Genomic DNA, 14,605 nt, shown 5'->3' with positions numbered 1-14,605 from the left:
TTTTCAACTATTTTAGGTTAATTGCGATTTTCCTCGGGACACAGAAGCCTTCCCGCCGTTAACACCGTGAAGTAACTCCAATTAGCAATGATCGCTGGGAGACAACTATGCCGCGTTGTGTTCGATTTGGCTTAACAATTCTCTTTGTCTTCGGTGCTTGTTCTCTTTTGCCTGCAGCGGACGACCTGGAAAAACAGCTTCTAAAGCAGGGACCTCGGGTGATGGACGCTCTGAAAGAGCGTGGTTACCAGAACGTGGGCGTACTTAAGTTTCGCATCAAAAAGGGAAATGAAGCTTCTGTCGATCAGGTTGGTTCGCTGAACATGCGATTGACCAAGAAGCTCGAATTGGCCCTGGTCGTGGCCAATGACACGCGTGATCCGATCGGTTTGATTGCGAACGCCTCCCAGATTGCCTCTGAAATTGAGGGAGCCAGTCATCTGTCGGAAGAAGGACGTGAGAAGCTTTTTTCGCAAGAGTATCCTCTGGCATGGGGTGACGAGAAAGTTGTGCCTGACGCCTTCGTTACTGGCGTGGCTTTAATTTCCAGCGATCTTCGGACAATGGCTGTCGGTATTCTCGGTTTTGACAGCACTTCTGAAGCCCTGTTTCCGATTGTCAAATTCCAAGTCGCGCTCGATCTGGAAGACCTGCTCGATAGTGGTGAAAGTTTCACTGTCCGCGGTGTCTTTGACGACGGAAGCCTTTCGATGAGCCAAGAGGAGCGAAAGGATAAAGCAACCGAGGAGGCTCTCACCACCTCGTTAGAGGTCAAACAGGAAACGGTTAACGAGTCGTCGCCGGCAAAGTCGAAGATCCATCCGCTTGCCAGTAGTGATGCTGCCGTTCTCCTCGAAATTCGCTATGACAATGAGGTACAGGAGATCGAATTCCGAGATGGTGCCGCTTTCGTGCCAGAACCGCAGCAAGGGCAGAAAGTCTTTCTCATCGTTCGCAGAAAATCAAGCGACAAGCGACTCGGTTTAGTACTGAAGGTGAACGGTGAGAATACGCTTGGCCGTCAGACGGTGGCCGACTCCCAAGCCAAGGCCTGGGTTCTCGAGCCTGATCGTAAGGAATGGGGATTTCAAGGATATTACGATACGTCGGCGAACACGATGGAACCGTTCAAAGTCCTGTCGCAAACCGAATCCAAGGCCAAGGAAATCGACTACGGCGAGTTTGCTGGCTCAATCTCAATCAGTCTATTTCCCGAACAGAAAGTGAAACCGAAAGTCAGCACCGAATTGCTGACAGACGAAGGGGAAGACTTTCAAATTTTAACGCAAGGCGATTTCCCCTCGGAGAAGCCTTCGAATCTTGGTGCTCTTAAGCAACAACTCGCGCAAAATGTGACGCGAGGGTTGATTAGCAATGGGGAAGCGGTTGGGCAAACGCTAGGGACGGCCAAGTTCGTCAAAGATACGATTCCGATCATGACGGCGACGGTGAAATACTACAGCCCTCAAGACTTACCGGAATAGGGGTTCATAAACGCTGCTAACGACACTTCGTTTGGGCAGCGACTTTTCCCTCTTGTTTGGCAGACGCTGATGTCGCTGCCTTAAGAAAATCACCAAAAATCGAGGGAGATCCGGAAGATACTGCCGACTCCCTCGTTATTCAAGTGAATACCGGCTGAGATAGCCGCTGAAAGAACACCCAAGTTTTTTTCGTACTAGGAGATAGATTCGATGTTCTCACGTACTACTCGTCGCTCCCTGGTTTTCGGTCTACTGGTCGCCTTAACACTCGGTCTGGGAAGCGTCGCCTCTCGTCCTGCCGCCGCGAATTACTTGGCTGGACGACATTACTACAGCGGTTGGAGCTACCACCCTCGCAGCAGTTACTACTACTCGTACTACTATTACAAGCCCTATTCAAGTTACTCAGGATACCGTCACCATTACTGCGTTTACTATCCAACGCGAACCCGCTACGTCTACTACTACAATCCAGTTCGTCGCGTTTACTGGGGTCGTTACGACCTGGAAGAGAAGGGGTACTCGTTGTTGGCTGAAGAAGATCGGAAGGAAAAGCTAGAAGACATTCCGGAAAAGGCCTTTCCAAAACCAGGTAAGATGCCTGAGATTCCTGATTCGGAAGATGGCGAACGTATGCTGCCGATCGATCCCGAAAAGCTTCCTTCGACCAAAGACCCCAAAGACGCACCTAAATAACTGGGCGTAACGTCAAATTGTAGGCGAAGTCTCTTTGGTTATGGACTTCGCCTTTCCTGAATGTTCTTACCGCTCTAGGACTTGCATCCGTGACTTACTCCGATCGACTCTTCCAGGCCCGAAACACGATTTGCGGTACGGTATTGAGCTGGGCTTTGGCATTCGCGTTGTTCAATCCGAGTTTGTCACTCGCTCAGGATTCAACCGAAGTCGCAAAGTTAGGGGCGAAGGTAAAAGAGGTCTTTCGCTCTCGCTGTTTCGAATGTCATGGAGGGAGCGCCGTTCAAGGCGGCGTCGACGTGCTGAAAGTCGCGGAGCTCCGTGATCAAGAATATGCCACACCTGGCAAGCCGGACGATTCGTTGCTTTACGAGATTCTGTTGGAAGAAGACGAAGATGCGCGCATGCCACTGGGGCAGCCTCCCCTCGATCCTAACGAGATTTCGCTAATTCGGAAGTGGATCGTCGCTGGGGCCAAGGACTTCCCTTTGGACGTCGTCGGGGCTGAGGCTGATCCGACCGTGATGGAAACGTATCGTGATCCGGATTACCTCTTTCAGCAAATTCTGGAACATCAAAGAAGCTTGCCACTGCAAGATCGATATTCGTACCGCTATTTTAGCTCACATCATTTGCTAGTTGGTGGGGCCACGCGCGAGGAATTAGGACGCCAGCGAGATGCATTGTTCAAGGCGTTGAACCATTTGTCGTACCAGAATCAACTGGTCCAGCCAGAAGTCGTCAACGAAGACGTCGGGACTTTGTTTGCCGTCGATCTGCGAAAGCTGAACTGGCATCGAACGGTCGCGCAGTCCGAAGATAGCTCGTCTGATTCAAAACGTTTAAACAATCACGATCTAGTGTTACTCGATTATCCGTACGCAATCGTCTACGAGGCTTCGCAGACCTACGATCTACTCGCTCAGGAATACCTTCGCCCGTCGAAGATGATTCGACCGGTGCCATACTTACGGATCGATTGGTTCTGCAGCACGGCTACCTTGCCTCCCTTGTATCACGACCTGTTGCAACTGCCGCATACGCTTAAGGAACTCGAAGAAAAGCTTGATATCGATTCGGAAGATAATATCGCCCAGCGAATTGCTAAGCGGGCCGGCATGGCAGTCTCTGGCGTTTCTCGTAATAATCGCGCCGTCGAGCGGCATCCTTATGAACATGGGGCATATTGGAAAAGTATTGACTACGCTTCAAGCAAGGGAACCGAAAACATATTCATCGATCCGATCCACTTGGTAGGAACCGGCGGTGAAATGATCTTCAATTTGCCCAACGGCCTGCAGGCGTATTACGTTGCAGATTCGGCAGGGGGACGTCTTGACTTCGCACCCACGTCAATCGTGACCGATCGACTGGCCGAAGATAAAACGGTTCGCAACGGGCTTTCTTGTATTCGGTGTCACGATCGAGGCATGAAAGCATTTCAGGACGATGTGCGACCAGCGATTGAACTTATCAGTGGAAGTGGTCAGATCGACAAACGCTCGGCCTTAGAGCTTTATCCGGCTCGAAAAGAAATGGACGAGTTGATCCAGGCAGACGAGGATCGCTTTTTGACCAGCATCGAAAAGTTACTCGGTCATCCCCAAGAGGATGAGCCGCTGACTCCCGTCAGTAAACGATTTTTGGAGGCTCCGCTGCAGTTACACACCGTCGCTGGTGAACTGGGGCTGACGTCCACCGATGAATTGCGCGTCATCGTCCGGCAACCACGACTGACTGGCCTTGGGCTAGTATCGCTCGCAGATGCCGGTGTGATTCGGCGTGACACTTGGGAAGACTTCTACGATCAAGTGATTACGGGCCTGGGGATTGGTATCCCAGTAATCTCTTTCGATGGAATCACCCTGCCCAACTACATTCCTCCAACCTCATCGGTGGATGTCCGGGTCTCAACAACACGTGCCAACAACATCTTCTCACCTGGTGACGAGTTAGCGATCTTCATCGAGAATAAGGGTAACCAGCCTGTTTTCATTGAAATGTTGGGCCGCAGCTTCTCAGGCAAATTGGCTACCATTTTGCCCGCTGGAACCAAGTTAGCCGCCGGCGAGAAGCGAAGATTCCCCGAAGAGGGAACCTTGAAGGTGAAGCCGGCCCTAGGAAGCGAAGAGATCATTGTCTATGCCGGTGAAAACGAGTTCACAGGCGCCACCATCGTTCGAGGTGAAAATGTCACCGATCGCGTGGTCCATCCGTTTTACGAGTTGGAAGGAGATGGTCAGATCCGCTTGAAGAATGATCCCCGCGGATTGGTCAAACGAACACTTACAATTGAAACTCGTTAACCTACGCCGAAATCGTGAAGTGTCCTCCAATCTGGTCGGAGTCGTATTAGTCAATGCCCCAGGGCATGGCGCCGTACAGCGTCAACCGTTCGATTGCAGAAGGTGTTACCTCGATGCATGGATGTCTTGGACGCGTATTGAGGTGTTGAGTTGATCCCAACTTTGTTCGAAGGTTTGAGGGATCGCGGCGCTGAACGAAGACCGAGACGTTTGGTTCGTTACCTTCAATGAAGAAACGTACCGAAGACGCAACATCGTCGAGCGTTTGATCGGCTGGCTGAAAGAATGCCGAAACTTTCTAACCCGCTTCGAGAACCAAGCGAGAAACTTCCTTAGGATACTCGAATGGTCGTTTACCCAACGGAATTTGAAAACGTTGGGTTGATATGGCCTGCTAACTGGGCCTGATATTCGAGATCACTGTTCGCGAAACCAAGTACAGTTTTTGAAGCAGCAAATTTCTCCGCAGCTCTTTCGTGGCGAATACAGCTTGTCAGTTGGTCTCGCCGACGGCAGGGAGATATCCACTGAGGGGATCTGGTTTTTCTTCTAGATCGAAGTAGTTTGGATTTTCGAGCCCGAATCCATTGGCAACGCGATTAAAGAAAGCAAACAATGCGGTAATGTAGACAGCCTCCGCAATTTGTGGTTCGCTCCATCCCGCATCTCGTAAGTCCTGCACGTCCTCCGGACGATTCTTGTGCGAATTGTTCGTCAGCTTGTACGCAAACTTGAGAAGTGCCTTCTCGTTAGCTGGTATTCTCGCGTCGTCAAGGTCTCCTTTTCCAACCGCCGCAACGACACTATCTTCGGCTCCATGAGAGTGAAGGAAATAGGCATGCGAGTGCATGCAATAGGGACAACGATTTTGTCCGGACACCAACGTTGCGATCATCTCTTTGACTCGTTCCGATAGATGACCATCGCAGAAATGAACCTTCCAACTGAACTCCATCATTTGTTTCATGAAGTCGGGGCGATGGCTGAAGCATTTGACGATGTCTGCCACTTGAGTCCGGTCTGGACGTTTTTGGAAGTAAATGTCGTACCCTTCCGCCACCTCTCCCTCTGCATCCTGTTCGTTGATCCACTGAATAAATGGCATATGCGTTCTCCAGAAAGACTGTTGTGAAGCATGTCGACTTTGTTCTGCCCAAGTACTGGCACCTCACTCTTTTATCATTGGTTACGAAGGTTCGGCATGGGCAAGTGTCGTCTCAGGTGTGATGTTGACCTCATCCTTGATCGGATCAGGTGTCCGATTCTGCGTGAGCCAGATTTCAAGCACGTTGGCTGCTGGTCCCACTAGAAACAGTGCGTAGTACGGCGCGTGGATGACCTCGGCCAGACGAAGCATCATTTCCACCGCGGCAATGGATACGGCGACGAGACATTGTCCCCAAGTACTGCGTACCGTTGTTTTAGGATCGGTGATCATAAAGAAGACAAAGAGTTGATACATGGGCCCCGTTAGTGGAGCGATGCTCGCTCCGTAAGGCTTGCCCGTGATAAGGCAACGGACGTACGCCAGCACCAAAAAAGTCACGACGTACGTCAAGCAAATGTGAAATCGTTTTAGTCGCATCACGATCAGTGAGCCCAGGCACCAAATGATTGCCATGGGCCAGATCGAGTTCCCCCATTGAATACTAAGGGAGGCTACGGCGGCGGGATATAGAAACAACATCGCACTCACACCGAAGTTCGAGGGGTTCCATAGATGGCGATCACGCCAACGCAGAACGTATTTCGACATAATGGAAAGCGCCGCGCACAACGCGTATGGCCAAACAAATGGTGAACGTATAAGAATACCGACGCTGATCCCCGAGATATAAGCACTCGCCAGGTAAGGAAACTTTCCTAAAAGCAATCGGCCTAGCACAACTTCACAAACAATGCAGACGCCAATTGCGAGAAAGGTTCGTGACCAGCTTTCCAGCATACCGAATGTCAACTGGCCTACGACGAGAATCAACGTAATGAAGATCGGCGCGAGAAAGCGATTGTCGAGGCTGAAGAATTTGGCGAAGAACGAAACTTGCGGTTTATCGTTTGAGGAAGGTTCTTCATTCGCGATACGGTGAGTAGAGCTATTCATTTTGATTCTTCAATTCCATGAATCTTATCTGCCTGAGGAGCCTGAATGACTTGTTTCGTTCCCGATGGCCAGCGGATAACTACCTTTTCGACATCGGACACGTTCCCGAGTCCGAAATGGAGTCGACGCTGGTTCTGAGCCGCATAGCCGCTAGCTGCGATCACTTGTTGGAGTTGCTGTTGACCATTCCAATGAACCGTAACTTGCGTACCGATTGCGTTTCTGTTGCTTTCCGTTCCGGTCAGATCGAATTCAATCCAGTGGTTGCCCTTAGCGACGGTATTTTTGTAGAGAAGCATTGGCCCCGCTTGGTTAGCTACGACAACATCTATAACACCCCGATTCCACAAATCTGCCATCGCCACAGCGCGGCCGTCGCACTTATCGGCAACGCCTACGGCTTGCCCAACCTCTGTGAAACTGCCAGCACCGTCATTCAGCCAAACACGTTTGTGCTGAAAACCGGATAGGCTTCGACCTTGCATTGCTGGCCAGTTCTTGGCGTCGGAAATAATGCTTGAGTGGCCCCCGGTGATCTCAGAAAAGTCATACCAGTAAGTCGTGCCTGGATCACCTGACACATAGCCGTTGGTTAGGTACAAATCGAGATTGCCGTCGTTGTTCAGGTCTCCAAATTGCGCGCCGAAGCTCCATCCGCCCATCTCGACCCCCATCACCGAAGCGAGGTTCTGAAATTGGGCGGTTCCCTTTTCTAAGGGCATCCAGAGATTGTTTCCCTGAATGAGGACGCCTTCCTCGGAAATATTCGTTTCGTATATCGCCAGTGCTCCCTGGTTGAGGACATCACCGACCGCCGCGTTCATGCCACTTTTCGGCGAATGACCGATCCCGGCTTGCTTACCTATTTCGCGAAAGCGCCGCCCCTGATCATCTGTTTCATTGAGATATAGTTCGGAAACGCCGTAATCGTTGGCGAGAAAAAGATCGGGGTAGCCATCGTCGTTGAAGTCAGCAGCCACGACAGCGAGCGTCCACATCGTACTGGAAATGCCAACGTCCGATGTGACGTCTTTAAACGTTCCGTTTCCAAGATTTCTCAGCAACCACTTTCTGCCTCCGTTACCTGCGTACTCGAAACTTTCTGGCATGATGCGTGTATGCTCTAAGGCTTCCAAACGGACATCATCCGGCCAGTAACCAGCGATCAATAGATCAACATAGCCGTCGTTGTCATAGTCGAACCAAGTGGCTGAGCCCGCATTACACCACGACGGAAGATCGGCCTCCTCAGTGACGCGAACAAAAGACTTGCCTGCTTCATTGTGAAACAATTCTGGTGGTCCCCACTTGTAAACTAGAAGATCCTCGAAACCATCGTTGTCATAATCGGCCCAAATACTACCCATGCATGCCCCAGTCCCTGGCTCATTCAGCTGAGCGATCCCAAGTTCGGTGGCCATTTCGCGAAACGTTCCATCCTGTTGGTTTCGATACATCGCGTTGGCACTCCCTGGGCTGCTGTTGGTGACGTAGATGTCGTTCCATCCATCGCGATCGAAGTCGACGATCGAGATGGATGCTCCCATGGAGGCAATTTGTGGTTCAATATGTGCAAGCTGTGAATCAATCCGAGGTGGCGTGTGATTAAAGTCGATCCCTGCTTCAGAAGCTGATTCGTGAAGCTGGAATCCGTACCGATCTAACAAATCGTTCGAAGCATCGCTGGCAGGAAATGCATGTGAATTGGCCTCGCTGTTCGCGTAACGGATATATATCGCAGGCCCGAGTAGCAAGGCGACAAACAGAATCGCCACGTACCATCGACGGTTGTTTTGCAACATGATATTCACACTTATCTTTTGACGTGGAGATTAATGTCCGACTTTGGCACCCGTTCGGTAGCGAGTATGAAACCGCTCCCAGTCCGTGCGATGCTCAAGGTAGACAGGATCGCTCTCTAAGGAACTATCTTCGCGATCGTATTTTGCATTGGCGTGGCTAGGTAACGGACATACGGTCTTACTGTGGGTTGTATTGAAATCTCCGTCCTTGACCCAACCATCTCCTACAAGGACGAAATCTCGAGTCCATCCAGGGGGCGGTTCATCTTGTGCAGGGAACTTCAATACCATCTCGTCTCCGGCATTCATAATGACGTAGCGGTCGTCTGTCTCCGATAATAGCTCTCCCACTTCACCGAATCGGGTGTAGTAGCCCTGAAGATCACGCCAGCGTGGTCCAGTCGCCGCAATCGTGTCATATATCGGTAAGTCTGGTTTGCGACGGTCTTCGGCAGACAACTTCGAAAACCCTCGGTATCTAAGATCCGAAGTGATGCAATCTAAAACGTTGGTCGCGATCGCAGTGTCATCTTCTCTGACGGACCATCCCAAAAAGTCCCAGTAGATCTCCAGATTGGTCCTCAAGCGATATCGTCGTGTACCCGATTGTCCTGACGGGTTTGGCAAAGGAAGGACGACGGTTTTATTCTTGCCTGCGAGGAACCCTAGGTTGTCACTCACGACCTTCCATTGCCCCGGCACGACCGTCGTTTCTTGAGTCCTTTCATGTTCATAGGCTTCAAGTACCAAGCCGTGTGGTTTTGGAAAGCTTCCTTGCGAGATGGCCACGTTCAGAGAGCTATCTGTTGGATAGATCCATCCACTTCCAATTAAGCACAACGATCGATCTGGAGAGACATCCGCCGGGATCTCGAACTCTATCCAATGGTCTTCCGCGACGCCTTGGAATCGGCCCAGTGGAAATGAATCAACATAAACCTGATCGACTTGAGTCAACTGATCAGTGACATCATCTCCTTGTTCGTCTTTTACCAATTCGAACGGAGTTGGCGGCGTCACGCAGTGTAAGCGCAGGTCGGGAACACTGGTCGGAACGAAACGCTCGTCAACATACACCTCCATGGAAGGAGGATGGTCGACCGTCATGAGTGATACATGATCGAAGAAGTGCGTTTCCCAGAGATCTGCGGTAATCCTTATTTCGTAGGTACCATCAAGTGAGCTCAGTAACTCACCAGGTATTTTGATCCAATCTTCGGTTTGAGATACACCTGCTGTCTCTTGAGAGTTGATCTTCAGCCCTAACGGAGATCGCCAGATGAAGTCTTTGACAAAGTGAATTTCTTTCGCGTTACGTACAAACACCCAGGGACATGAGCCTTTCAGCCGCTGAGCAGCAATGATCGATTCGCCTGAGTTCAGGTTGAACTCTGCCTGTGAAGTTCCATTCGGCCACGTAACCCTGGCCACACCTGTCTTAGGATTCTCTCCAATTCCAAAATGAACGATCGGCGACTGAATTGGCGCCGTGCGACGAAGCTGGCCTGCGAAGATCTCAATTTTTCCTCCGATACCAAATGAATTGATCCGCTGGTCGCCCGGATTAGGGTTTGCTTGCGGTTTGATCGAAATCCACCCGTAAGCCTTTTCTCCTTGATTGATGGCAGTAGCCACGCCGTTCTTCGAGATTCCGATAAGATCCAGTCTTCCATCATCGTTTGCATCAACAACTTGGTTAACAAACATGTCCGGCGTATCCGTAAGTTGAATGAAACTTTCAGTTCCTTCGCTTAACCAGATAGCCGTTTTCATTCCTGCGGAAGCAATGAGATCGACGGCACCGTTATTATCGATGTCTGCTAGTCGCAGATTGATTCGCTCCCAGTCTGAAGAGTTTCGTAGTTCGCCTATATCATTCCAGTGGACCAAAGTGATAGTCGTCCATTTTTTATCGGTGTCGTCATACGACCACCGGCGGACGTCACCGCTGTCATCGAGCGTGATCAATTCAACAATGCCATCGCCGTCCGTATCGGCAGTGTCTGTCGACAGAATAGTGACTGGACTGGCGATGACTTCTGGCGATGTGTATTGTCCTGAACGTTCATTCCAAGCGATCAATAGCCGGCCTTCTGTATCCAGCCCAACGACATCTCCATCACCATCATTGTCGAAATCGATCCAATGCAAATTGCGTAGTGGTGGTATACTTTCTAACGAACTAATCTTGCTGAAGGTCATGTCACCGTTGTTGCGAAGAATCTGACACGTCGCTGGCGTCTCGCTTTGGCCTTCCTTTGAAGGTGGAGGACTTAGCAACAAGTCCAAGTCACCGTCTGCCTCAATATCGATCGCCCAAACACCCGCCCATGATTGTTGAAAGAAGTCCTTAAGTTCTTCCTGGGGAATGACTGAACTGAATTCTCCCTTGGGATTTTGGACATATATCACCAAGCCATTCTCGCCCACTGCCACCACATCAAGGCGAAAGTCGGAATTCAAATCGACGCCGAGCAGAGATGATATGTCGATTTGGGATTGATTCATCGAACTTGGAACTGGCAGCGGAGTCTTGTTGTCGATATGAAGCTGATTTCCATTCCACACGATGTTCGAGTGACGTTCGCCCGACAAAGCCAATGCCCAGAACATTTGTAGTCGAGATGCTTCCGCATTCCGTGATTGGAGGGCGAAGTGCAGTTTCCGATCGGCTTCAGCGACTACTACGCTGGGAGGTGCGAGATTCATGAAACCGCGAATCGGCTGCCCGAGCGTATGATTTGTTTCCTGAACTGCTGCGAGACTCTGCTGATAAATTGGTGTTGGTTTCAACACATTTTCGAGCATCAGAATCTCTCTGCCAACTTTTCTGAAATCATCGCTATTCGCAGCGTTAGTTGACGATTCGTACTTTGAAAGGGCTGTTTCATTCCACGATGCTTGTAGCTCATCAAGATTCTGCAACGCCGCCTGAAGCTCGTCCTTGTTTTGCAGTTTGGCAGCAATACGTGCACGGCTCAGTTGGACCAACAGATTATCCGGAGCCTGGGTAAGAATACGTTTCAGAAGGACTAGTCTTTCCTCGTCTGCCGAGCTACGTCCTGTTCTCTCGACAAGGTCTGCCAAAAGGTATAATGCTTTGATATCGGGAGTATTTAACGCACGAATCAGATCGATTGCTGCATCGTACTGACCCGCCCGCTCCTCAATCATCGCTTGCAACCAGATTATTCGGTCATCATTAGGGGCAATTTCCCTTGCCTTTTGAAGTGCTTCTTTCGCAGCATCGATCTCGTTCAGTCGTAATAACGCAATGCCGTAGTTAGCCCAGACCGCCGATTCGTTGGGGATTTTCTCAGACAACGATTCGAATATCTCACGAGCGCGTTGGTTCGCTTCAACATCCAAAGATGAAACGCCCACGTAAAATTCTTCGACGGCATCATTAGGTAGCGATTCGGAAACTTCACTGTTCTCGTCCCAGGGACCCTTGAATACCACGAAGAGTGTCAACGCGATGATCGCCACCACGATACAACCGACGACTATGAATAGTCGACGAAGAAATGGGCTGCCTCGTTGGCTGTCGGAGTACTGATTCATGGTGGACGTCGCTAGGGAGTAAGGTCGCTACGCGAATTAGAAGTATCAATGATTGATCCGTTCGGAGATTCCTCTTGGTCCTTGGTTGCATGAGGATTTATGGGTGATCTACTCCTCTTGAAGAAGCCGATCACCCAAAGTCCTCCAAACATCACGAAGGGGAAGAGGTAGATTGCCAAATCCCACGGCCCTAAGCCAGGTGGCGTCGCTTCTACCTCAGTCAAGAGTTCTGTCCGTCTTCCATCCGTATTCTCAATGACAATTCCAACGCTAAATACTTCCTGCCGATCAAAGACGGGCTCGGCAATGAACTGAAGTCGGTTCCTCAATTCCTGCTGGCGAGCGAGATAATTGCTCTTGGGTAGGCGTCCATTTTCAGGCTGCACCCATAACTCTATCTTTGGCGGATCTTGCTGAGGCGCAGAGTCTTGGGTGGGTTGCGTCATGACATAGAACGTTCCGGTGCCAATATCCGGATCCGCCCAGACGGATACCAAATATCCCGGTACCGGTTCGTCCATGATGACTGGAAAAGGGGGACCGTCATGCGCGAATAGAGGCCCCGCCATTATCAACGCGATACTGGTAGCGAGCACATATCGGCACCAGCCTTCTGCAGGCCACCGTCTCTTCGACTCTCGATGAGATCTTGTTGTTGCCTTTCGATTCACCGTAGTTCAACCTCCTAGAAAGGTTCCTCGCATGTCCATAGGTTGCGAAAGGATCCAACATGCGGTCGTGAATAGAATCACACTCACTATTCCCCATGGCAAGAAAGCCCCTATGACCTTGCGTGGAGCGAACCTCTCAGCGATACACCAGGCAACCATCAGGGAACCAAGGAGTCCCAACACGAGGAAACCGATTTCCATTGGGTAGACAAATCGCTCGGGAAGTCCACCAAGTTGCCACTGTGGAGCTCCCAGAATCGGAGATCCGACTAAATCACGAGCTGCGAGCTGAAGAACAGGAACAAATGTCAACGCTCCCGTGAAGAAATGGAATCCGTAGTGTGCAAGCCAAACACCAAACCCGAGCGGAATCAGGGATCTCGAGAAAGAGTTGACAGTCTCCATCAATGTCGCCTGTCGCTCGCCCCAGTAGCGTGTCGCCAAGGCAGCGCCTCCGAGTAAAACTAGTGGTTCCAGGACTAATGCGCCCAAAAACAGCATTCCCAAAATTGGCCACTCGACGACGAGACCGGTCATTCGAGAGATCGACTGTTCCAATGCGTATACCGGACTGACCATCGCGAAAGCGTTCAGAAGTGAACCGAAAACGAACACAATCGTCAAAGCCGCCCAGTCGCTTCGATGATTGAGGCTTCCAATTCCCGAACGCGCTTTGTCATCAATAAGTTCTTCACCTGGTAAACGCGAATGAATACCCACGTTATTGTGCGGACAAGCATAGACACAATCGAGGCAGAACGTGCAATCCAAATTGCCTTTCTTTCGAGGTTGGAACAACGCTAATTCACAGCCACGTTGCACAATCGGCAGGGAGTTACCGGTCGATCCAGATTCAGCGTCACTTGTCCCTACTCGACCGCGTATACAGTCCTTGGTTTCGCACTGGGTACATTGATTCTGGTTAACAACGGATACCTCAAGTGGCGACATCGCCGAGGCCAGAAAGTTAAATTGACCAATTGGGCACACGAATTTACAAAATGATGCCCGCTTGAATATGGCGTCCACACCGATTGCTATTGCGAAATAGCCAAGGATCAAAATGCCAGTCCACCAAGGATCGCCCCATAAGTCGAAGAGTTCATACGCGAATAAGACGCCTACGAAAGAAATCACGGCCGGCCACTTGTTACGCAGCCACGGTGGAAAATCCCACTTTGGACTGAATGCTCTTCGGGCAATCTCTCGCGGTAGCATAAACGGGCAGGCCATACAGAAGAAATTGCCGCCGAGCAACAGAACGAGTACGACCAATCCCCGATAATGAACCCAGGTAAGCAACGCAGCCAAATTCTTGGGAGCCAGATCGGGCCCGAATAGCCCGTGTCCAATCATAACTATGCCAATTAGCAATAACGGAATTTGTAACGCCACGCGCGACCAACGCCAGCGCAGAAAAGATCCGACGAGCGGAACGCGTAACAGATCGAATCGAGTGCGATCGACTGCCTCGTGTTCTACTTTTAGAGAGCTTTTCTGTTCCGATGTGAAACTCATCGTGGACTAGTGACTCCTGGTACCTCGACTTTTTCATTGATTTGAACATTGTCTGGTAGCTCCCCCGTGACGAGCACAAACCAGTCTCCTCCCATCGTAAATTGAAGCTCCCCTACGTACGTGCCAGGCTTTCTTTCTTCCAATTGAGAAAACACGGGCTTCATTCCGGCATGGTTCATGTTTCCTTCGAGTTCTATCTTGCCGCCGGAAATTGGCTGGCCATTCAGGTCAGACAATTCAAGCGTGACACTTGCTGTACCAACCTGTGGCGGCGATGGTTCGAGTACTAAGTCAACGTTAATGTTCGCAGCTTCGTCCGAAGTGTTAGTAATCCCGCATCCCAAGAGACACGAGAACGCAAAAGTGCAGATGGCAAAATAACACGCATTTACTCGAAAACGATTTGGGGGCATGGAAGTTTTGTTTCTTACCTCGTATTGGGACGTAAACAGCGGCGGCTGGT

The 14,605-nt window shown here is 50.5% G+C and carries 10 protein-coding genes; 3 read left to right on the top strand and 7 right to left on the bottom strand.

Going from position 1 to position 14,605, the window contains the following annotated elements; translation table 11 throughout:
* Positions 1-107 precede the first annotated feature (107 nt).
* The 3 genes from C5Y83_RS27935 (at position 108) to C5Y83_RS27925 (ending at position 4,486) form a co-directional block, all read left to right on the top strand.
* The gene (locus C5Y83_RS27935) at positions 108-1,484 is read left to right on the top strand and encodes a hypothetical protein (RefSeq protein ID WP_105333115.1); all 1,377 of its coding nucleotides are present in this window, start codon (positions 108-110) and stop codon (positions 1,482-1,484) included.
* 210 nt (positions 1,485-1,694) lie between these two features.
* Positions 1,695-2,180 carry a hypothetical protein gene (locus C5Y83_RS27930; protein WP_105333114.1) on the top strand — a complete coding sequence of 162 codons (486 nt, stop codon included), beginning with the start codon at positions 1,695-1,697 and terminating at the stop codon, positions 2,178-2,180.
* Between the two features lie 89 nt (positions 2,181-2,269).
* On the top strand, positions 2,270-4,486 hold the full coding sequence (locus C5Y83_RS27925; RefSeq protein ID WP_105333113.1) for a c-type cytochrome domain-containing protein: 2,217 nt from the start codon (positions 2,270-2,272) through the stop codon (positions 4,484-4,486).
* A 493-nt stretch (positions 4,487-4,979) separates the two neighbouring features.
* Here C5Y83_RS27925 and C5Y83_RS27915 read toward each other — a convergent pair whose 3' ends face one another.
* From C5Y83_RS27915 to C5Y83_RS30245, 7 genes are all read right to left on the bottom strand, one after another.
* Positions 4,980-5,591, bottom strand: a complete 612-nt coding sequence (locus C5Y83_RS27915; RefSeq protein ID WP_105333111.1) for a carboxymuconolactone decarboxylase family protein — start codon at positions 5,589-5,591, stop codon at positions 4,980-4,982.
* 81 nt (positions 5,592-5,672) lie between these two features.
* Positions 5,673-6,587, bottom strand: a complete 915-nt coding sequence (locus C5Y83_RS27910) for an RnfABCDGE type electron transport complex subunit D (protein ID WP_158262566.1) — start codon at positions 6,585-6,587, stop codon at positions 5,673-5,675.
* Entirely contained in the window at positions 6,584-8,389 is a 1,806-nt protein-coding gene (locus C5Y83_RS27905; RefSeq protein ID WP_105333110.1) for a CRTAC1 family protein, read from the bottom strand. The genes C5Y83_RS27910 and C5Y83_RS27905 overlap by 4 nt, the downstream gene beginning before the upstream one ends.
* 30 nt (positions 8,390-8,419) lie before the next feature.
* Positions 8,420-11,953 carry a CRTAC1 family protein gene (locus C5Y83_RS27900; RefSeq protein ID WP_105333109.1) on the bottom strand — a complete coding sequence of 1,178 codons (3,534 nt, stop codon included), beginning with the start codon at positions 11,951-11,953 and terminating at the stop codon, positions 8,420-8,422.
* 11 nt (positions 11,954-11,964) lie between these two features.
* Positions 11,965-12,399 carry a hypothetical protein gene (locus C5Y83_RS27895; RefSeq protein ID WP_158262565.1) on the bottom strand — a complete coding sequence of 145 codons (435 nt, stop codon included), beginning with the start codon at positions 12,397-12,399 and terminating at the stop codon, positions 11,965-11,967.
* A gap of 231 nt (positions 12,400-12,630) precedes the next feature.
* Entirely contained in the window at positions 12,631-13,395 is a 765-nt protein-coding gene (locus C5Y83_RS29715) for a hypothetical protein (RefSeq protein ID WP_199195168.1), read from the bottom strand.
* Positions 13,396-14,138: 743 nt separating this feature from the next.
* A complete protein-coding gene (locus C5Y83_RS30245; RefSeq protein WP_105333106.1) occupies positions 14,139-14,555 on the bottom strand; it encodes a FixH family protein in 417 nt (138 codons plus the stop codon).
* Positions 14,556-14,605: the final 50 nt, after the last annotated feature.

The organism is Blastopirellula marina, assembly GCF_002967765.1.
GTDB lineage: Bacteria > Planctomycetota > Planctomycetia > Pirellulales > Pirellulaceae > Bremerella > Bremerella marina_A.
Note: the sequence above shows the minus strand (reverse complement) of the source record. Positions and strands in the feature narration are given on the sequence as shown.